The following is a 20,956-nucleotide window of genomic DNA, read 5'->3' on the forward strand; positions in this document are numbered from 1 at the left end:
TTTTTGCATATCGATCAAATTGCCAACGTTTATAGAGAACCGTAAAGCATGTACTTTTTCCGTTTACTCCTTTGTATTAGTCTGCAAATTCTGTCGGTATCAGCTTTCTGTGCGAAGGTGGATTCACTCGATATTCCGAGTGCCGTGATGAAGAAAAATCTGCGGGCGGTAGTTGTATTACCTGAATCCTATCAGTCTACGAAAAAAAGCAAAACGAACTATCCGGTACTATATCTGCTTCACGGCGGCTATGGCCATTTCAATGATTGGATCACCAAAACGCCCGATAAAACCCTGCTTCACCGACTGGCCGATCAGTATAATCTCATCATTGTGATGCCGGAAGGCGAAATCTTTAGCTATTATCTGGATAGCCCAGTAGTTAAAGATAGCCAGTTTGAAACCTACCTGACGAAGGAAGTCATTGATAAAATCGACAAAACGTACCGCACCGTGAACACCAGTAAAGGGCGAGTTATTACGGGTTTGTCGATGGGTGGCTATGGGTCGTTGTATCTAGCAACACGCCACCCGGATTTGTATTGCGCAGCCGGAAGCATGAGTGGTGCCCTGAATCTGGACATGGCTAGTTGGAAACTTCTGCCCGATATGGCTAAAAATATAAAAGGAGAGTTTGAGAAAATTTTAGGCCCAATCGAACAATCGCCCGACAGTTATGGCGCGTATTCGGTGGTGAATATGGCCGACAAAATGAAAACCAACGGGCTGAAATTGGTGATCGATTGTGGCGTCGATGATTTTCTGATTGAACCCAACCGTGAACTCCACCGCCGATTAGTTTTTAACCAAACTCCGCACGATTACAGTGAACGTCCGGGTGGACACAGTTGGGACTACTGGCAAAACTCACTCCCGAATCATGTTTTATTTTTTGCTAACGTACTGAAAGCGAACGGGACGACTGTTCAATAAGCCAATGCGTCGAATTTCTACCAACCTATTTTTAATTCTCGTAATCGGTCTGCTTTCGTTGCCTTCATGGGCTGCCAAAGTAGATACACTGGATGTACCCAGTGCCGCTATGAACCGAACGCTTCGGGCGGCAGTGGTACTTCCTGCGAAGTATAAAAAGGCCAAACAGCCGTTTCCGGTGCTCTATCTGCTCCACGGCGGTACTGGTAGTTTTCGTGACTGGCTGACCAAGGTGCCTGATAAAACTCTGCTCCACCAATTAGCCGATCAGTACAACATTATCATCGTAACCCCCGACGGCGACCCAACCAGCTATTATTTCGATAGCCCACTTGTCAAAAGCAGCCAATTCGAAACCTTTATTTCCAAAGAGTTAATCGATAAAATTGATAATACCTACCGGACCGTTCGGGAGCGTAGAGGACGCATTATTGCCGGATTGTCGATGGGGGGACACGGGGCCATGTTTATCTCCAGTCGTCACCCTGATCTGTACGCTGCGGCTGGAAGCATGAGTGGGGTCATGAACATCAACACCGCCACCTGGAAAGTGCCCGCCGATTTTGCCAAGTCCCGCTCCGAAAACTTTGTCAAACTGCTCGGCCCGCCAAAAGAAGGCAATTCTCCCTATCCCGGCTACACAATGGTGACACTAGCCGACAAGCTAAAAGCCAATAACCTGCCCTTGATTTTCGACATCGGGGTCGATGATTTTCTGATCGAGGGAAATCGTGATCTGCACCGTCAGCTCATGGAAAACAAAACACCCCACGACTACATTGAACGACCCGGCGCCCATACCTGGGATTACTGGGGAAATTCACTGCCTTACCAATTATTGTTTTTTAGTAAAATTCTGAAAATGAATGGGGTAATGAACGATTAACGGATGCTTATTGGCTCGCCTAATTGTCTACTAAACATAACTAAATCAATCAGTCAATTCCCCTAAACCAACCTATGAATACCAAATCAAGTCTATTAATTCTGATGGCACTCGTGCTGCCACTGTTGGCCATTGGGCAAGCCAAAGACCCCATCATGGCGGGCAAAGGCATTGCCACCGTACCCACCGAATCAGGAAGCGTTCGGGGCTACATTCACAATGGTACATTTACCTTCAAAGGAATTCCGTACGCCAAAGCTGAGCGATTCATGGCGCCAACGAAACCTGATTCGTGGACGGGTGTTCGCTCATCAATGACCTATGGCCCGGTTTGCCCAATGGATGTAACCACGACGACAAACGATGAAATCGAGTTTCCGTTTCATCATGACTGGGGCTATACCAACGAGAATTGCCTTAGTCTGAACGTCTGGACACCTGAAATCAGCAATGCGAAAAAGCGGCCGGTTATGGTTTGGCTGCATGGGGGTGGTTTTACCGCTGGTTCTTCAGTTGAATTACCATCGTACGATGGCGAAAACCTGACCAAAAAGGGCGATGTCGTTGTCGTAACGGTAAACCACCGTCTGAACATTCTAGGCTTTTCCGACTTGTCGGCCTATGGGGAAAAGTACAAAAATTCGGCTAATGCGGGTCTGATGGATTTAGTGTCGGCCTTGCAATGGGTGAAGCAGAACATTGCTCAATTTGGGGGTGATCCGGGCAACGTAACCATCTTCGGTCAGTCGGGTGGGGGCGGCAAAGTGACTTCGTTAATGAACGCGCCTTCTGCAAAAGGACTATTTCATAAGGCCATCGTGCAGAGTGGTAGCTACATAACCAGCTTCGCAGAAAGTGATGTAATGAAGAAAGTAAGCGCGGCCTTGTTGGAAGAACTGAACCTCCAACCTAATCAGGTCGATTCGCTGCAAAAAATATCGTATGAGCGTTTGAATGCAGCTGGTAAAAAAGCACTTCGTAAAGTATCGGACAGTATGAAAGGCGAAGGTCGGCCCGCCTTCGGACTAGGCTGGGGCCCCATTCATGATGGAAATTTCCTTCCGTATCAGCCATCAGAGCCAGCCGCTATAGCCCTTTCAAAAGACATTCCGCTACTCGTTGGGTCGACTAAAAACGAGTTTACACCCTTCAATCCAGCTACCCGTGATATTTCGATGGAAGCTGCTAAAGCGAACCTACAAAAGAAATACGGCGACAAAACGGATGCTTATCTGGCAGCGGTGAAGAAGGCGTACCCAGAAACCGTGAAGCCATCGGATTACATTGACCTTGATTTCAACTTCCGGCCGCTTACCGTCCGGCAGGCAAATGCTAAAGCGATTCCAGGGGCCGCTCCGGTCTATATGTACCTGTTTACCTGGCAGTCACCCGTGTTGGACGGCGCTTATAAAGCCATGCACTGCATGGAAATTCCGTTCGTATTCGACAACATCAGTCGTTGCGAAGAAATGACCGGTGGTGGCAAAGAAGCTCACACGCTGGCCGACAAAATGAGTCGCGCCTGGATTGCCTTCGCCCGAACAGGCAACCCAAATCACAAAGGCTTGCCGACATGGCCTCAATACAACGCTGAGAGTGGCGCTACGATGATCTTCGATAATACGAACCAGGTAAAAAATAATCCCGATAAGGAGTTGTTGCAGATTGCTACCGGCAAGTCGATGTAAAAAGTTTTGACAGGATTGACAGGATAAAACTGGATTTAAGACCAGAAGAAAATCCTGTTTATCCTGTCAATCCTGTCAGGAAAAAGTTTTTGCACACCTTCGAATCCGAATCATGCTGGCTCTACTTGGCTTTGCCACCATTGGTGTTTTTCTAGTCCTGATTATTACCAAGCGACTGTCGGTCATAACGGCGCTCGTACTCGTGCCGGTCATAATGGGCTTTGTCGCCGGATTCAATCCCAAAGAGCTTGGAGAGATGATTCTGGCAGGTATAAAGCAGGTAGCGCCAACGGGCATTCTGTTGATGTTCGCCGTATTATATTTTGCGACGATGCTCGACGCGGGCTTATTCGACCCCATTATTGTGGGCATTATTCGCTTTGTCAAAGGTGATCCGCTGAAAGTAATTGTTGGAACGGCCATCTTAACGATGATTGTTCACCTGGATGGCGACGGTACGGCTACGTTTATGATCGTGATGTCGGCGTTTCTGCCGATCTATAAACAACTGAACATCAATCGCCTGACGCTACCGGGTATTGTGGCGTTGAGCGTGGGGCCCATGCACCTGGTGCCGTGGTCGGGGACTTCTGCACGGGCTATTTCAACGCTGAAAACAGATGCTACCCAACTCGTCAATCCGAACATCCCCGCCATCATTGCCGGTATCTGTTGGGTATTGTTTGTTGCCTATTGGTTTGGCCTGAAAGAGCGAAAACGCCTGGGAGTCATCGATTTGCACTATGCTCATCATGAAAACCTGACCGAGCAGCAAACGCAACTGCGTCGCCCGAAACTGTTCTGGATCAATGCGCTGCTGACAATTGGCCTGATCGTCACGCTCATGAAAGGTTGGGTGCCTGCCCCTGCCCTGTTCATTGTGGCCGTCGTTGTCGTCCTGTTGATCAATTACCCGCAGCTACCGGATCAGCAAAAAGTGCTCAGGAGCCACGGCAACAACATTTTCATGGTGTCGAGTATGATCTTCGCTGCGGGCGTGTTTTCGGGAGTTCTAACGGGCTCTAAAATGATCGACGCGATGGCGACCTCACTGGTTTCGCTCATTCCTGAACAGCACGCGGCCTGGTTACCAACACTCACCGCTATCACCAGTATGCCTGCCAGTCTGCTCTTTACGCCCGACGCCTATTATTTTGGCGTAGTCCCGATTCTAAGCCAAACGGCTACTCAGTTTGGTATCGATCCCTTAGAAATTGGGCGGGCAGCTTTGTTGGGACAAATGACGGTTGGCTTTCCAGTTAGCCCGCTAACAGCCTCAACTTTTTTGCTGGTTGGTCTGGCCGAAGTGGATTTGGGCGATCATCAGAAATTTATTCTGAAATGGGCCTTCGGCACAACGCTGGTTATGACGCTGGCGGCTCTGTTAACCGGTTCGATTCACCTATGAAACAACACATTCGGATTGGGTGCGGGGCTGGTTTTTCCGGCGACCGACTCGAACCAGCGCTTATTCTGGTTCAACAGGGACAATTAGATTACCTCGTGCTTGAATGTCTGGCAGAACGAACCATTGCGCTGGCCCAAAAACGAAAACGCCAGGACCCTGCACTGGGTTACGACCCATTACTGGAACGCCGAATCGAAAGCCTATTACCCCATTTACTTGAAAAAAAGGTTCGCCTGATTACCAACATGGGTGCCGCGAATCCACTAGCAGCGGCTCAGAAAATTGTTGAGATCGCTCAGCGATTAAAGTTATCCGTAACTGTAGCCGCTGTCACGGGAGATGATGTTTTTAATCTGTTATCAGGTAATGAAACGGCACTTGAAACGGGCAAGTCGTTAACGGATTCTGGTGCTCTTGTTTCGGCAAATGCCTATTTAGGTACCGATGCCATTTTACCATCCTTAGCTACGAATGCCGACATTATTATTACGGGCCGTTGTGCCGATCCGTCGCTTTTTGTCTCCCCGTTGGTACACGAATTTGGATGGTCGCTGGATGATAGTAATCAGATTGGTCAGGGAACAGTGATCGGGCATTTGCTGGAATGTGCAGGACAGCTAACCGGCGGCTATTTCGTTGATCCCGGCCGTAAGGATGTTCCCGATATGGCACACCTGGGTCACCCATTTGCTGATGTTTCACCAGATGGGACGGCCATTTTTAGTAAAGTGGCAGGAACGGGAGGGACTTTGACTGCTGCTACTGCTAAAGAACAACTTCTGTACGAAGTGATGGACCCCAGTCGATACATAACGCCTGATGTTATTGCCGATTTTACGCAGGTACGTCTGGAAGAAATAGGCTCTGATCAGGTGTGTGCTACAGGTGGACGAGGCCAAAATCGTCCAAATACGTTGAAAGTAAGCGTGGGTTACGAAGCCGGTTTTATTGGCGAAGGTGAAATTTCTTATGCCGGATCGAATGCCTTAGGCCGGGCGCAATTAGCCGGTTCGATTATTCAGGAGCGATTGCAGGATCGCTTTACTGACCTACGAATTGATTACATCGGCAGTACATCGGTGCATCGTACAAACTTTGGGCACTATCCCGACCCCTATGAAATCCGGCTTCGGGTAGCAGGTAGAGCAGCATCGCTCCAACAAGCAGCTTTAGTAGGTGAAGAGGTAGAAGCTCTCTATACAAATGGCCCAGCTGGCGGGGGAGGAGCCCGAAAGTACATTCATGAAGTCGTGGGTATTGTATCGACGCTTATGGATCGCCAAAAAATAACAGCTAGTATCACCGTCCTTAAATCATGAGAATAAAGCTATATGATATTGCCCACAGTAGGGCAGGGGATAAAGGCAATACATTGACCTTATCGCTCATTCCATATAATGCCGATGATTATCCATTGCTATGCACCAGGGTAACCGCCGAAGCAGTCAGTCGACACCTGGAATACATTGTTAAGGGAGAGATAACCCGCTATGAACTGCCTAATCTACCGGCGCTTCAGTTTGTGTGTCAGCAGGCACTAACGGGTGGTGTTACAACCTCGCTAACGATGGATACGCATGGCAAAAGTTTGAGTTATGCGTTGCTGGAAATGTGGGTAGATACTGAATTAATGGATACTGAATAATGTACAATGGATAATTAGTCATGCATCAGCCATTATCCATTGTACATTATTCAGTATCCATTAACTAGCTTACTGCTTGTTGCTATCGACTACTAAACGCTGGTCGCGGTTGGCGATTTCCCAGGCGGTGTAGAACACCAGGCGGGCTGATTTCTCGGCCAATTTGAAGTCGATTTTCTCGATATCATCCGTTGGCTTGTGGTAATCGGGGTGTAAGCCGTTGAAGTAGAAGATAATGGGGATTTTGTGCTTCGCGAAGTTGTAGTGGTCGGAGCGGTAGTAAATCCGCTGCGAATCCTGCGGATCGTTGTACTTGTAATCCAGATCCATCTTGATGTACTTCTGATTCGTCTCTTCGCTGATCTTGTGCAGTTCCGACGAAAGTTTATCGGAGCCGATCACATAAATGTAGTTATCCGATTTGCCCAGATGGATATCATCGACACGACCGACCATGTCGATGTTTAAATCCGCAACGGTTTTCTCCAGTGGGATTACCGGACTCATATCGGCGTAATACTGCGACCCTAGCAGCCCCTTCTCTTCTCCGGATACAGTCAGAAACAAAATGGACCGGCGAGGGCCTTTTCCGGCGGCTTTGGCTTTAGCAAACGCCTGCGCAATTTCCAGAACCGATACTGTTCCCGAGCCATCGTCATTGGCCCCGTTATTAATTTGCCCATCGGCGCTAATGCCAATATGGTCGTAGTGCGACGAGACGACTAGCACTTCGTCTTTTTTGTCAGTTCCTTCAATAAAGCCCAGTACGTTCGATGACTCCGTTTTCTCATCGACTCGGTCTGCTTTCATCTCAATACTTCCAGTCAAGGACGACGCTATCGGTTTCGTTGCTTGAGCGAGCTGAGTCATCGTTTGGTTCAGCGTAGCCGCAGAGGTGTTGAGTAGGGCAGCTGCCATATCGGAGGTGATCAGAAATACACCAACAGAACCTACATTCTCAGCGCCAGGTTTCAGGCTCAGTCGATTGAACCGGGCCTGCATGGCACTTCGCTGGGTGAGCAACTGCTTAAACGCTTCGGCTGACTCCGCGGAGACGATAAACAGTTGAGCGGCTCCTTTCTCTTTGGCCAAAAGACTCTTGGCCCGCCAGCCGTTTGGCCCGCCCCATTTGGAGGCATCGCTGGTTCCACTCACCAACTTTTTGCCATCGGCCGCTTTAGGCTCATCATCCAGCACAACTACGGCCTTCCCTTTCACATCGCGTCCGGCATAATCGTCATAATTCGTCTCGCCAATGCCATAGCCAGCAAACACGGTCTCATACGTTGTTTCGGTAGGCAAATAGAGCAGCCCATTGGGCATAAAGTCTTTCTGGGGTTCAAATCGTTTACCACCGGCACTAACGTAAAAATCACCCCAGTTTTTTTTGTAGAGTGTATAGGGTTGCAGATAGCCCAGCTTGCCATCCGCTTCCTTAACGATTGGCTTGAGTCCCTCAGCTGTAAACTGACTGGCGATATAATCAGCCGCTTTGCGCTGACCACGGGTTCCGGTTTCACGGCCTTCCATGTCATCGGCGGCCAAGATACGGAGGTGTTTTTCAAGGTCGGCCGCCGTAATAGTATTGGCAAACTTGTCCTGAGCGATACTAGCAAAAGGCAAGCTGATTAGGCTTGCAGCCAGCAATAATTGTTGAGAAGTCATTAAACGTTTTTTGTTATAGATAACAGACTGCTGATTAATCCTAATTGATTGTGAAAATCAGCGTTCTATTGGAACATTTAGCCTCTAATTTCCGAAAAAATTACTTCACTAAATCAGCCTCCTGTTTTTTCTGTCGATTCGTAATTAAAATGGGAATAGCCAGAAAACTCAAACTGCTCAGCAGGAGTGAAAAACCGGTTTGAATCGCGTGTAGAAACGTGGCCACAATAACCCCATCTGTAAGGGACATACCGTATAGAACCAAGGCGCGGCTAACCAGGAAGTGATAGGTGCCAATGCCCCCCTGGGTAGGTACGGCTAAACCACCTAAAGAGCTGACCGTTAATATCGTTAAGGCGGCATTTGGGGGGAGTTGTCTTGTTTGAGGTAAGGCGAAAAATAAGGTGTATGTTGTTAAGAAAATGAGCCCGTAACTAATACTCGTCAGCATTATGAATAAGCCCGGTCGTTTAAGCTGTTGAATACTCAGAAATCCTCGTTTAACCTCATGGGCAATGTTAACGACTCGAATGACGAGTCGGTGCTGCCAGAAGGCGGCACTTCGTAAAAGCCAGTATAAAAGAACAAGTAACGTGAAGAAGCTGATGAAGGCAACGATCAGGAGGGTCGTTGACTGACCGCTGGTTGTAAGCCTCTTTACAAGAGGTGATAGAAGGCCAAGAATATACTGGCCTGCCCGCTTGAATTCAAGGAGCACCGTAAGGCCAATGACTACCACCAGCATAAGCAGATCAATAATGCGTTCGGCTACTACAGAACCAAAACCCTGCGCTAATGGAACGCCGTCCGTACGCTGTAAGGTACCACAGCGCGTCAACTCGCCCGCGCCAGGAACCAGCATGCTGGCCAGCGTACCTGCCAGTAGGGCAATGGCTGTTCGAAAGAGCGAAGGATAAAAGCCAAGTGCCTGCAACGCGAGTTGCCAGCGAGCAGCCCGAATGAGGTGAAAAATAACAATAAGTAGCCCGGCAATAAGTAACCAGCGGCTATCGGCCTGACGAAATTGCGATGCCAGTTCTGTTAGCGGTACATCTTTCAGTACATACCAGAGCAATCCCAGAGCCAGCATGATCGGCACGACCCGCCGAAAAAATCCTTTCACCATGATGGCAAATTAGGTATTTTGATAAACAAAATGCCAGATGTTGGCTAAACTGGCACGGTATTAGTAAGTTTGATAATTGAGTAACCCTCAATTATCAACCCAATTCGAGAAACCCTTCCGTAGTTTAACTCATGTCGAAGAAAAGGAAAGGCCAGCCTGTCGTTACAGCGGCCAGCCCGGTTGTTAATCAGCCAAAGTCTCAGCCGACGCCGACTCGTTCTCAACCCACCGCTCCAACGCAACCTACTGAGATTTTACCCATCCATAAGCCCTTTGAACTGATTCGGTTCGATAAGCGGCTAAAGTGGTTCATGGGCATTTTTGTGGGGTTATTTGTCTTGCTTACCCTGGCAAAAATCCATTCTATGTCGTTGGCGATGTGGAATCAACTTATGCCTGACGGCAGTAATCCCCGTCGTGGACTTATCTCGGGCGAACCCCGCCGGATTCGAATGGATGATTATGCCGTTGGTACACCCTGGATTCTGTCGCAGGCAAACAAAGGGTTCCCCACCGAAAACCTGACCATTGGGGGCGAAAAAGCACCTATACTGGTTACCCCATCAAAGCACTTTAGTGAGCTATTCAAACCGGATCATTGGGGCTTTTTTATTCTGGATGTAGAGCGTGGCTACGCCTGGATGAATAATTTCAGGGTCATGTTTGCCCTGATTGGGGCCACGCTCATGTTATTGCTCCTTACGCGCAACAATTTCTGGCTGTCGGTTTTTGGGAGTGCCTGGCTTTTTCTGTCGTCGGGCACGCAATCCTGGATGTATATTCCAACGCCCATGATTGCCGCTATGGGGCTAATTTTTGTAGCGGTTGTTTATTTGATTTATAGCCAGAATACGAAACAGATTTTAGTGAGTTCAGTTGCGTTGGCCTGGCTATTAATGAATTATGCGCTGATTTTGTATCCTCCTTATCAGGTTCCACTAGGCTATGTGCTCGCCTTTCTGCTACTAGGCTACCTGCTAAACAATCTTGATCTTAAGCGAATGCTGGGCCAATGGCCAATAAAAGTTGGGGGCGTTGCCTTGGCGCTTGTTCTAACGGGAGCAGCTTTCTTCGCTTACTATACCGACGTGAAGCCTTCGCTGGATGCCATCATGAATACGGTTTATCCAGGCAAGCGTAGTGAGCTGGGTGGTACCGGATTCATTGCCAACTGGTTTTCCGAATACTTTAGCTGGTCAATCTCAGACTCGAAATTCCCGTCCAATTGGCTGAATTCCTGTGAGTTGTCGCAGTATATTACGTTTGCGCCCATTATTATTCCCTGTGCTATTATCAGTTTTACCCTGAAACGTAAAGTGGACTGGGTTGTGTTATTGCTCAGTGTGTTTGTCATTATTGGTTATGTCTGGATCGAAGTCGGATTTCCGGCGTGGCTGGCCAAGTTGACGCTCTGGAATATGAGCCCTACCCGCCGAACGCAGATTCCATTTGGTATCGGCAACGTTTTACTGACGATTGCGTATTTGTATTACCTGACAACGATTCCGATTCGAACCCATACCTTGTATACGGGTATTGGCGTAGCTGCAGTACTAGGCTTTATGATTTATGCCGCTAATCTGAATGTGGAGGATTCGGCTGGATTTTTCAAGATGTCACAACTGTTTCTGCCAATCGTGTTTTTTACGGTTGTCGGCTCCCTGTTACTTTTTAGCTGGGCGCTGCCGTATCGAAACCTATATTTTGGGGGAGCCATGATGCTGTTTTTGCTGCCTAACCTAAAAATAAACCCTGTTTCCAAGGGTATGACACCCATTACGGAGCACCAGCTCTATAAAACAGTGCAGTCCATTCACGAACAGGAACCAGCTGCAAAGTGGGCTGTTTTTGGAGGCCAATACGTTGCCTACATGGTTACGGCAACTGGGGTCGATGTATTGAGCGGGGTTAAATATACTCCCCCCCCGCCCAATTATGAAAGTACTTGATCCAGCTATGAAGCGTGATTCTGCATACAACCGATATGCGCACACAGTATATACCAGTTATGTAGACGGTCGCGATTCCGTTATTATTCAGAATACATTCGAAGACGGGTATACGGTTGCTATGGACCCCTGCTCTCCTCGGTTAAAGCAACTCAATGTGAAGTATATCATTTTCGATCATCCAACGCAGCCTGCCGAAATACGGTGTATGAAACTGGTATCGACACTGGGGTCAATCACAATTTATCGAATTAACGATTAATGGAAACGCAGGCCATAACTGATCCCCGCATCCTGATTGTGGTGCCCTGTTTCAACGAAGAAGCAGCTATTGCGACCGTTGTTCGGGAGATCAATCAGGTGAAGCTTCAATTCAATTTGCGGCTGGATATTTTGGTCGTTAATGATTGTTCGACGGATAGCTCAATGGCCGTTATTCGGGGGCTCAATTGCCTGTATCTTGACTTGCCGGTCAATCTGGGCATTGGCGGTGCTATGCAGGCAGGGTATAAATATGCCTATCGAAATGGCTACGACATTGCTGTGCAAATGGATGGCGATGGGCAGCATCCGGCCAATGAACTGATCAAAATCTTACAGCCTATGGTTGAAGGTCAGGGTGATGTCATCATTGGTTCACGCTTTCTGGAGAAAGCGGGCTTTCAGTCGACGGCACTCCGACGGATCGGGATCAATTATTTTCGGAGGCTTAACTTTATGCTGATTCGGCGGGCTATTTACGATAGTACGTCAGGTTTTCGGGCGTTTAATCGGCGGACGCTGAAAATAGTGAACACCTATTATCCCGACGAGTATCCTGAGCCAGAGTCTATTGTGCAGTTTGGTTTATATAATCTACGCATCGTAGAAGTTCCGGTAACCATGCGGGAGCGACAGGGGGGCGTTTCGTCGATCAATACGGGCCGGGCCGTCTATTATATGCTGAAAGTTACGCTCGGCATTTTGTTTGTCTATATCCGTCTGTTCAATAAGCGGGTTAACCTAACGAACTGATATGGCCTCATTATCAATTACCATTCAAATCATTAGTTTGCTAGGAGCAGCAATCTTCATGATTATGATTTTCCGGCTGATCGTTCAGGGACGACTGCGGGAGGAATATTCCATTATCTGGATTCTTTGCACTGTTATTCTGATCGTATTTGCGATCTGGCGTAAAGGGCTGGAGCAGATTTCGTTGTTACTGGGTGTTTATTATCCGCCATCGCTGATCTTTTTGGCCGCGATTTTTGCGATTATTGTCTTTCTGGTTCACCTATCAGTTGTCAACTCAAAACTGCAAAACCAGATCAAGGATCTGAGCCACGAAATGGCTATGATGAAGAAAGAACTGAGTGATATTCGAGCCGGTATGCCCATCCTGGAAGCTAATGCTGCCGTGGCCGTACATGAGAAATAAGTACGCTAGGACGACTTTGTAGTAAGCCTATGTAGTATTGATCTTTTGTAAAAGAGTGTCTACACAGGAAGTATATTACATTCTAAGGATTACCTGTACGCTTGAATTGATCCTCTTTTCTGTCTGGCGCAGAGCGTTGAAACAGATTTCGCTTGCTTTGGTTATTTCCCAGCTTCAAAGTCAGATTAAAATGTTTACTTAGGTAAAAAACGACTTGAACCCTGAAACCCATTATGGTAAACGAACCAAAATCCAGGATAATTATTGAGTAACTATGCTTCCTTCTATTAGTGTTATTACACCATCATACAATCAGGCAAAGTTTATTCGACAAACGATTGAATCGGTCTTGGCCCAGGATTATCCTCAGGTTGAATACATTGTGATTGATGGTCTTTCGACAGACAATACCTTGCCTATAATCAGGGCGTATAAAGACCGACTCATACTAATTGCTGAACGGGATAGTGGCCAAACTGATGCAATCAATAAAGGGCTACAGATGGCTACCGGCGATATTGTATGTTGGCTTAATTCGGATGATTATTTTCTTCCGGGTACTCTAGCATTAGTAGGTGATTTTTTTGCCCGCAATCCTAATCAACTCTGGCTTACTGGTGATTGCCAAATTGTTGACCAACTAGGAATGCCTATTCAGCAGCCAGTGCGACACTATAAACGACTGCTTCGTTCCCTCACTCCAGCACTCTATTTAGGCATGACCAATGCTATTTGCCAACCTTCTACTTTCTGGCGTAGGGATGTGCATGCTCAATTAGGTTTCTTAACAGAGTCACTGCATTACACTATGGACTATGACTGGTGGTTGCGTTTACAACAACTGCAATCACCAGCTATTCTATCACAATCCTTAACAGCCTTTCGTATTCATGCTGAGTCTAAAGGAGGGAATCAATATAGGCGGCAATTCGACGAAGATTATCAGACATTTAGCCAGTATTGGTCTGGTATGCCTATTCGTTGGCTACATAGATTGCACAATCAAGCAATAACCTCAATTTATCAGTTTGTTAAGTAAAATTGATGAAATATTACGATTCTTGTAACACCATTGAAAAAATATCACCATCATGAAAAAAGGCTACTCTTTGTTAGTTTACTTATTAATTTCAATACTACCATCTTGTTTTGGACAAATTACTTTTACCCCAAATGGCTATGTTGGTATTAATACAAAAACGCCTAATAGCCAACTAGATGTTAACGGAAATATCCAGATATCAAATGCCGTGCTCCCGATGGGATTGTTTACCGAGTTAGCAGGCACAACAACTCCTCTGTTGAATTTTGATATAAATAATCGGGCGCCAAATGCAAACTATAGTGATCAGGGAGTAGCTTTTCGGATGGATTTACGGGGCGGTGAGAACCAGTTATTTCAGTGGTTATATCGAGCTCCTAATAATTACTTTGGTACTACATTAATGGCTTTAATGCCCAATGGTAATTTAGGACTTGGGGTTGGAACATCGCTTCCTCAGGCTCGTTTGCACGTAGTCGGTAATCAATTTTTAGATGGTCGCTTAGGTATTGGTACTAATAATTTCTCTCAGGATGCAAATGCAAAACTCATTGTAGATGGTATAATTCTGACTGAAGATATAGTCACCAAAAATGTATCAGCAGACCATGTTTTCAATGCGGCCTATAAACTACGTTCTCTTACAGAAGTAGAGAAGTACATTAATCAAAATAAGCATTTACCCGATGTTCCCGCAGCTTCAGAAACGGAGAAAGGCGTTCGATTAGCCGAATTTAATACACTATTGTTGCAAAAGATCGAAGAATTAACGCTGTATATCATTGATTTAGATAAAAAACTGGCTTTAATACAGAAAGAGAATGAGGTGTTAAAAACCACCCTTAAAAAGTAAGCTAGGAATGCGATGAATATAGAATGATAGATTATCCTGGCTGACTATATACTGGATTGATTAGAGCCACCATGTTGCTGAAAAATATCATTCGAATTCTGAAAACATCGCCCCTGCTTGTCCCACTTCTGGGACTGATTGATCTTTTCTTGTATCTGGTTGATAAACTGGCTGTGCTGACAGTTGGGTCAGTTTCCAAGAAAACTAACACGCTGCTGATTCTAAGAATTGATGTGTTGGGGGATTACCTGTTATTCAGACCTTACTTACGGGCTATCCGGCAATCGGCAACGTATAAAGATTATGCCATCACCCTCTGCGCCAATAGCGCGATTCGATCCGTTGCTGAGGTTTTTGACCACGACCTGATTGATAATTTTATCTGGACGGATATCTACAAGCTTAGTACTCGGCCGCTCTATCGATTCAGATTCGTACAAACGCTTCGGCGGCAAGGGTTTTCGACTGTTTTCTGCCCTACCTATAGCCGCGTACTGGTGCTGGACGATTTTCTGGCTAACGCAACAGGAGCCCCAGAACGTGTGGGTTGCCTGACCGATTTTGCGAATATCAAACAGTGGGAAGCCTGGTTCGGGAATCAACTCTACACACGAATGCTGCCTTCGGGAGAAGGGCTCGTATTTGAGCTGGAACGCAACCGTCGAATTGTAGAAGCCTTTCTGGAGGAACCTGTCTTAGCAAAACCGCCTGTTTTTAACATAGCGTATGCTAAACAAGTTGTTGTACCCCGCCAGTACACTATTTTATCGCTGGGAGCTGGGCAGGATTTTCGGGTATGGCCGGCGGAGCGATTTGCTGAAGTGGCCACATATATCTTAACGACCTATCCCGACCAGTATATCATTCTGACTGGGGCACCCAATGAAAGGGTTTATGCCGATGCGTTTCTGGCCTACGTGCCTGAGTCAGAACGGGTACTCAACCTTACGGGAAAATTATCAATTCCCGAACTCATCTATGTATTATCGAAAGCGGATGTATTGATTGCGAATGAAACCGGAATCGTACACCTGGCGGCTTCGACTAATACCCCCACAATTGTTATTTCACAGGGTAAATCGCTGGTTCGCTGGCATCCTTACTCACCACCGCTACAAGGGCGGATTGTTCATCTATATCCGGAGTATATTGAACAAAACCGTAATAATCTTTCGGCAATCGCTCCTCAATTCAATCCAGAATCTCCTTTTCCGATCACCATCATTGAAACGGATCGGGTTATTCGGCAACTGAATATATTACTTAAACGGAGTATATCCTCCCAATAAACGCCTACATGGCCAGGTGTTCAGCTACCATCCAGCCATCAGCTACACTATAGTCAATCACACGGAAATCGTCCCGTTGCTGGACATCGGCAAAAGACCGGAAGTGCTTCAAATGGTGAATATCATCCAGAATAAGCCAATAGGGTCTGTTAGCAAGCGTGTTGCGAACTGTCTGATATTCAAGCCATCCAATGCCTCCCGCTGAATCCAGCAGTACTAATGGACGGAGGTCCTGATGACGAAGCAGAAGGGAACGAAGGAGATCTTCTTTGCGGTGTAAAAATGTACTGCCAAACCAGTCTACGGCGTTGATGACCGGGTTCTTGCCTAATTTTCCTTCTAATTCGTTGGTGTAGAACTGGACCGGATTGTCTAAGGTGTCGATGAAAACGTCAGGATACGCTTCATGATGATGTAAAGCCTCATCTTGCTGGATAAATTTAAGCGCCTGTTCTTTGGCTACCGTATCGCCCCAAAGTGGCTTAACAAAATCCCATTTACGGAGATTGAAGCGAGCAATGGTGTGAAAGGTCAAATTCCCTTCAATGGTGTAATAGGCTTTAGGCTGATGCTTTCCTTCTACGGTCGTTGCAATCGTTTTTGTTGATCCAGTTCCTAACCAAGTTCCCGTTTCAATGATATAGTCTATCTGGTTTTGCGTGAACAGTTGGTGAAGGGTTTCTTTAAATCGCTCATCTGTTGACATAGATACGGATGAACGGGCATAGGTCTGGTAACTTTTCATGGAAGTAGCTTAGGAAACGTGAACCGGAACAGAAGGGTGTTTTTTGAGCAGATCGGCATCTGAAAGAGTTCGACTTTTTAAGAATAGGCTGACAACGTTACTCAGCCCCAATCGTCCGGCAATAACTAAAAACTTGAACACAAAAGGCGACAGTTTTCGCTTTGAGAGCAAATGATAGTTCAACAGATTATAATAATTTAAGCCATACTGCCGCCCTAGAAACGCCAGCGTTTTGGGCCTATAAAGGGCAATATGCTGACCATGATGGGGGGCATAATACCACCAGTCCTTAATAGCTGGTGCTGGTTTGGGGCGGGGTTGCGTTGTGAAAAATATACTATCGCTATAGTCCAGTATTTTTTCTAATTCTTTCCCCGGATAAACAAAATGCTCGAAACACTCAAAGGCTGTTGCCAATTCGTAACGGCCTGGTTTTGCATCGAACCCACGGGCCATGAAATTAGTCGCGTATAAGTCGGTGCTGTAGAAGTCGAACCCAACATCGCGCATGTAACGGGTTAGTGTACCATAGCCACCAGCATAGTCGATGAAGCGAGCATGGCGGTCAAAAGCAAAAAACGCGAGTGCTATGGTTGACTTCCCAAGAATTAAACTACGTTGAAGGGTTCCTGTATCCGTTGATGTAAATGCCTGACTATAGGCTTCATCGAGCCAATAAGGCGTTTCTGTCTGCACGAAATCGCAGGTGGGGCATTCATAATATCCGACCTTATATTTATTCAAAACGGTCTCCTGAAATAAGAGAGAGGTTTCGCTTTCACAGATACGACATTTCATAATAGTGCAGTGGAAGGCTAATTTATAACTATCGAAATCAAAAATAAGGCCAGCTTTTAAGATGAAGCGAACGACTTAGGTAGAATGTGGTTCATTTATAGTAGAGAAGGCCCGCTTGTTGTTCACTCGTGTGCTTGCCGAATTCATTCGTTGCTCATCCAGAATGGCGCCGAACAGCTGATACGCCTTTGATAGTCCGTCGGTTAACCAACGTGTAGTGCCTTGATTTTAGTCCTTTTTTGTCCAGATTCTAGAAAAGTCTAGGCGCGTATACTATAAAAGAGCGTCAGATGAATTTAGTGATAAAAATAAAACAAGTATGCTTCATAATACCCAATCAGATCGAATGACTCTATTGTGAAACTAATTCCTACAAGCCGATAGGTTAGACAATTAGCCGAACGATACGGCTTTTACGGTGGGATTGCGTAAATTTGTCTGATCTAACAGACTATAGAAACCATCGTCAATGAAGTTAAATCTTCGTTATCAGGAATCCTTTGAAGACCGTCATCACGGTCAGACGGACGCGGCTCTGACCGAAATGCTCAAAACGGTGGGTGTGCAATCCATCGATCAATTGATTGAGGAAACCGTACCCGAAATCATTCGACTCAAAAAATCGTTGAATCTGCCCGAGCCTAAATCGGAAATGCAGTTTCTGACTGATTTTAAAAAGATAATTGGCCAGAATAAGGTTTTTAAATCGTATATCGGTACCGGTTACTACGACACGATTACGCCTAATGTTATCCTGCGTAACATTCTTGAAAACCCAGCCTGGTATACAGCCTATACGCCTTATCAGGCTGAAATTGCGCAGGGACGGCTTGAAGCTCTGCTGAACTTCCAAACAGTTGTGTCGGACCTGACGGGTATGGATTTGGCCAACGCATCGCTTCTGGATGAAGGGACGGCTGCTGCCGAAGCCATGCACATGCTGTATGCCATGCGGCCCGCAGCGAAGAAAAATGCCAGCACGTTTTTTGTCTCAGAGCGTTGTCATCCCCAAACGATCGATGTGCTTCTGACTCGTGCAACGCCCGTTGGAGTCAATATTCTTATTGGCGATCATCGCACGGTTGATTTAACTAATGACGACATTTTTGGCTTACTGTTACAGTATCCGGCTACTGATGGCGAAGTATTTGACTACACTGATCTGATTGCGGCTGCTCATGAATTAAATAGTACAGTAGCCGTTGCGGCTGATTTGTTGGCGCTAACCCTACTGAAATCACCCGGCGAAATGGGGGCTGATATAGTTGTCGGTTCATCGCAGCGTTTCGGCGTACCTATGGGCTACGGTGGTCCGCATGCAGCTTATTTTGCTACCCGCGATGCCTTCAAACGACAAATCCCCGGCCGAATTATCGGTGTATCGCAGGATGCCGAGGGCAAACCTGCTCTGCGGATGGCGTTGCAAACCCGCGAACAGCACATTCGTCGCGAGAAAGCTACCTCTAATATCTGTACTGCACAGGTTTTGTTGGCGGTTATGGCAGGCAGTTACGCCGTTTACCACGGCCCGAAACGGCTTCGCTCCATTGCCGAACAAGTGCATGGACTGACAAGGGCGTTTGCAACTGCGCTACGTTGGAGTGCTCACGAAGTAAGTACCGAAAATTATTTCGATACGGTAACGGTGAAAGTATCGGATACCGAATCGCTGAAAAAATCGGCGAAGGCGGCTCAAATTAACCTGAAGTATCTTGCCGATGATGAGCATGTTAGCGTTTCATTTGACGAAGCGAAAACGTTCCATGATCTGACGGAGTTACTGACTGTATTTGGGGTAAAAGCAGATATGGACGCTATTCTGGAAGGTTTGGAAATCACCTGGCCGGAGCAACTGATCCGTACGTCCGACTATCTGACGCACCCCGTGTTCAATACGCATCACACCGAACACGAGATGTTACGGTACCTGAAATCACTGGAAGAAAAAGATCTTTCACTGGTGCATTCGATGATTTCGTTGGGTAGCTGTACCATGAAATTGAATGCTACGGCCGAAATGATCCCCGTTACGTGGCCTGAAGTGGGTAAACTGCATCCGTTCGCTCCTAAAGAGCAGACAATAGGGTATCAGCAATTATTCAAGGAATTAAACGATTGGCTTTGCGAAATCACGGGTTTTGCGGCTATGTCATTTCAGCCAAATTCGGGCGCTCAGGGCGAATATGCAGGTTTGATGGTAATCCGGGCTTATCATGAAAGTCGGGGCGATGAGCACCGAACAATTGCCCTGATTCCTCAATCAGCACACGGTACGAACCCCGCCAGTGCGGTTATGGCGGGCATGAAGGTGGTGATCGTGAAATGCGACGAGCGTGGCAACATTGATATTGCCGATCTGAAAGCAAAAGCTGAACAGTATAGCGATAATCTTTCTTGCCTAATGGCAACCTACCCATCGACGCACGGAGTGTTCGAAGAAGGCATTATTGAAATTTGCGATATCATTCACCAGCATGGTGGCCAGGTGTACATGGATGGGGCCAATATGAATGCCCAGGTGGGTTTAACCTCGCCAGCTTCGATCGGTGCCGATGTTTGCCATCTGAATCTGCACAAAACCTTCTGTATCCCTCATGGTGGTGGCGGACCAGGCATGGGACCAATCGGTGTAGCTCCTCAGTTAGTGCCTTTCCTGCCAGGACACGCGATGGTTCACCTTGGCGGTCCTCAGGCCATTCACGCTGTTTCGGCGGCTCCTTATGGATCGGCTAGCATTCTGACAATTTCCTACGCTTATATTGCCATGATGGGTGGTGAGGGCTTGACAAATGCTACGAAACGCGCTATCCTGAACGCTAATTATATCAAAGCTCGTTTGAGTGGTCATTATGACACACTTTACACGGGTACCAATGGACGTTGTGCGCACGAAATGATTCTTGAATGTCGTCCGTTCAAAACGGCGACCGGGGTCGAGGTCGAAGATATTGCCAAACGCCTGATGGACTATGGCTTCCATGCGCCAACGGTTTCGTTCCCGGTAGCTGGTACCCTCATGATCGAGCCAACGGAATCGGAATCGAAAGCTGAACTTGATCGTTTCTGTGATGCCATGATTGCCATCCGCGAAGAAATTCGGGAGATCGAAAATGGTCAGGCGGATCGGACTAGTAACGTGCTGAAACACGCACCACACACAGCCACGGTTGCCTTAAGCGATAACTGGAGCCGACCTTATAGCCGTGAGAAAGCCGTTTATCCATTGCCGCAGGTTCGGGCCCGTAAATTCTGGCCAAGTGTTAGTCGCATTGACTCTGCTTACGGCGACCGAAATCTGGTTTGCGCCTGTGTTCCTGTTGAGGCTTATGCTGAGGAGGTTACAGAAGAAGTAGGTGCAGAGAAATAGGTATAAGTTTAATAGGTAACGCGGGTGGAAACCCGCGATTTGTAGCGATCAAAACTAGACACTACAAATCGCGGGTTTCCACCCGCGTTACGTTGAAAAAGCCTCAATAAAAACCAATTGTATTCGTTAAACGTAGTACCCG

Annotated in this window: 18 protein-coding genes; 14 read left to right on the forward strand and 4 right to left on the reverse strand. The window is 46.9% G+C overall.

Going from position 1 to position 20,956, the window contains the following annotated elements; all coding sequences use genetic code 11:
* Positions 1-48: 48 nt before the first annotated feature.
* From H3H32_RS31440 to H3H32_RS31465, 6 genes are all read left to right on the forward strand, one after another.
* Positions 49-933: an alpha/beta hydrolase gene (locus tag H3H32_RS31440; RefSeq protein ID WP_182459689.1), complete on the forward strand. Its 885-nt coding sequence runs from the start codon at positions 49-51 to the stop codon at positions 931-933.
* Between the two features lie 4 nt (positions 934-937).
* Entirely contained in the window at positions 938-1,819 is an 882-nt protein-coding gene (locus H3H32_RS31445) for an alpha/beta hydrolase (RefSeq protein WP_182459690.1), read from the forward strand.
* Positions 1,820-1,893: 74 nt separating this feature from the next.
* Positions 1,894-3,507 carry a carboxylesterase/lipase family protein gene (locus H3H32_RS31450; RefSeq protein WP_182459691.1) on the forward strand — a complete coding sequence of 538 codons (1,614 nt, stop codon included), beginning with the start codon at positions 1,894-1,896 and terminating at the stop codon, positions 3,505-3,507.
* A 112-nt stretch (positions 3,508-3,619) separates the two neighbouring features.
* Positions 3,620-4,915 (forward strand): CitMHS family transporter, encoded by a 1,296-nt coding sequence (locus H3H32_RS31455; RefSeq protein WP_182459692.1) that lies wholly within the window; start codon positions 3,620-3,622, stop codon positions 4,913-4,915.
* Positions 4,912-6,234 (forward strand): acyclic terpene utilization AtuA family protein, encoded by a 1,323-nt coding sequence (locus tag H3H32_RS31460; RefSeq protein WP_182459693.1) that lies wholly within the window; start codon positions 4,912-4,914, stop codon positions 6,232-6,234. Before H3H32_RS31455 ends, H3H32_RS31460 begins: the two co-directional genes overlap by 4 nt.
* Positions 6,231-6,560 carry an AtuA-related protein gene (locus tag H3H32_RS31465; protein ID WP_182459694.1) on the forward strand — a complete coding sequence of 110 codons (330 nt, stop codon included), beginning with the start codon at positions 6,231-6,233 and terminating at the stop codon, positions 6,558-6,560. The genes H3H32_RS31460 and H3H32_RS31465 overlap by 4 nt, the downstream gene beginning before the upstream one ends.
* Before the next feature lie 69 nt (positions 6,561-6,629).
* On the opposite strand, the gene H3H32_RS31470 is transcribed toward H3H32_RS31465, so the two are convergent.
* Together H3H32_RS31470 and H3H32_RS31475 are read right to left on the reverse strand one after the other, a co-directional pair.
* Positions 6,630-8,225, reverse strand: a complete 1,596-nt coding sequence (locus tag H3H32_RS31470; RefSeq protein ID WP_182459695.1) for a M28 family peptidase — start codon at positions 8,223-8,225, stop codon at positions 6,630-6,632.
* Between the two features lie 100 nt (positions 8,226-8,325).
* Positions 8,326-9,351 carry a lysylphosphatidylglycerol synthase transmembrane domain-containing protein gene (locus tag H3H32_RS31475; protein WP_182459696.1) on the reverse strand — a complete coding sequence of 342 codons (1,026 nt, stop codon included), beginning with the start codon at positions 9,349-9,351 and terminating at the stop codon, positions 8,326-8,328.
* A 131-nt stretch (positions 9,352-9,482) separates the two neighbouring features.
* Between H3H32_RS31475 and H3H32_RS31480 the strand changes: the two genes are divergently transcribed.
* The 7 genes from H3H32_RS31480 to H3H32_RS31505 all read left to right on the forward strand — a co-directional run bounded on the left by H3H32_RS31480 (position 9,483) and on the right by H3H32_RS31505 (position 15,904).
* Positions 9,483-11,300, forward strand: coding sequence for a DUF7657 domain-containing protein (locus H3H32_RS31480; RefSeq protein ID WP_240543554.1), 1,818 nt, complete (start codon positions 9,483-9,485; stop codon positions 11,298-11,300).
* Positions 11,287-11,562 carry a DUF7654 domain-containing protein gene (locus H3H32_RS37660; protein ID WP_240543555.1) on the forward strand — a complete coding sequence of 92 codons (276 nt, stop codon included), beginning with the start codon at positions 11,287-11,289 and terminating at the stop codon, positions 11,560-11,562. The genes H3H32_RS31480 and H3H32_RS37660 overlap by 14 nt, the downstream gene beginning before the upstream one ends.
* Complete coding sequence (locus H3H32_RS31485) at positions 11,562-12,314, forward strand: glycosyltransferase family 2 protein (RefSeq protein ID WP_182459697.1); 753 nt, start codon at positions 11,562-11,564, stop codon at positions 12,312-12,314. The genes H3H32_RS37660 and H3H32_RS31485 overlap by 1 nt, the downstream gene beginning before the upstream one ends.
* 1 nt (position 12,315) lies before the next feature.
* Positions 12,316-12,720, forward strand: a complete 405-nt coding sequence (locus H3H32_RS31490; protein ID WP_111346286.1) for a DUF2304 domain-containing protein — start codon at positions 12,316-12,318, stop codon at positions 12,718-12,720.
* Positions 12,721-12,994: 274 nt separating this feature from the next.
* Positions 12,995-13,759 (forward strand): glycosyltransferase family 2 protein, encoded by a 765-nt coding sequence (locus tag H3H32_RS31495; protein ID WP_182459698.1) that lies wholly within the window; start codon positions 12,995-12,997, stop codon positions 13,757-13,759.
* A 52-nt stretch (positions 13,760-13,811) separates the two neighbouring features.
* The gene (locus H3H32_RS31500; protein ID WP_182459699.1) at positions 13,812-14,615 is read left to right on the forward strand and encodes a hypothetical protein; all 804 of its coding nucleotides are present in this window, start codon (positions 13,812-13,814) and stop codon (positions 14,613-14,615) included.
* 71 nt (positions 14,616-14,686) lie between these two features.
* The gene (locus H3H32_RS31505; protein ID WP_182459700.1) at positions 14,687-15,904 is read left to right on the forward strand and encodes a glycosyltransferase family 9 protein; all 1,218 of its coding nucleotides are present in this window, start codon (positions 14,687-14,689) and stop codon (positions 15,902-15,904) included.
* 4 nt (positions 15,905-15,908) lie between these two features.
* On the opposite strand, the gene H3H32_RS31510 is transcribed toward H3H32_RS31505, so the two are convergent.
* Together H3H32_RS31510 and H3H32_RS31515 are read right to left on the reverse strand one after the other, a co-directional pair.
* Positions 15,909-16,649 carry a hypothetical protein gene (locus H3H32_RS31510; RefSeq protein WP_182459701.1) on the reverse strand — a complete coding sequence of 247 codons (741 nt, stop codon included), beginning with the start codon at positions 16,647-16,649 and terminating at the stop codon, positions 15,909-15,911.
* A 9-nt stretch (positions 16,650-16,658) separates the two neighbouring features.
* On the reverse strand, positions 16,659-17,447 hold the full coding sequence (locus H3H32_RS31515) for a class I SAM-dependent methyltransferase (protein ID WP_182459702.1): 789 nt from the start codon (positions 17,445-17,447) through the stop codon (positions 16,659-16,661).
* A 469-nt stretch (positions 17,448-17,916) separates the two neighbouring features.
* Between H3H32_RS31515 and gcvP the strand changes: the two genes are divergently transcribed.
* Positions 17,917-20,814, forward strand: coding sequence for an aminomethyl-transferring glycine dehydrogenase (gene gcvP / locus H3H32_RS31520; protein WP_182459703.1), 2,898 nt, complete (start codon positions 17,917-17,919; stop codon positions 20,812-20,814).
* The last annotated feature ends 142 nt before the right edge of the window (positions 20,815-20,956 follow it).

The organism is Spirosoma foliorum, from assembly GCF_014117325.1.
In the GTDB taxonomy this organism is placed as follows: Bacteria; Bacteroidota; Bacteroidia; order Cytophagales; family Spirosomataceae; genus Spirosoma; species Spirosoma foliorum.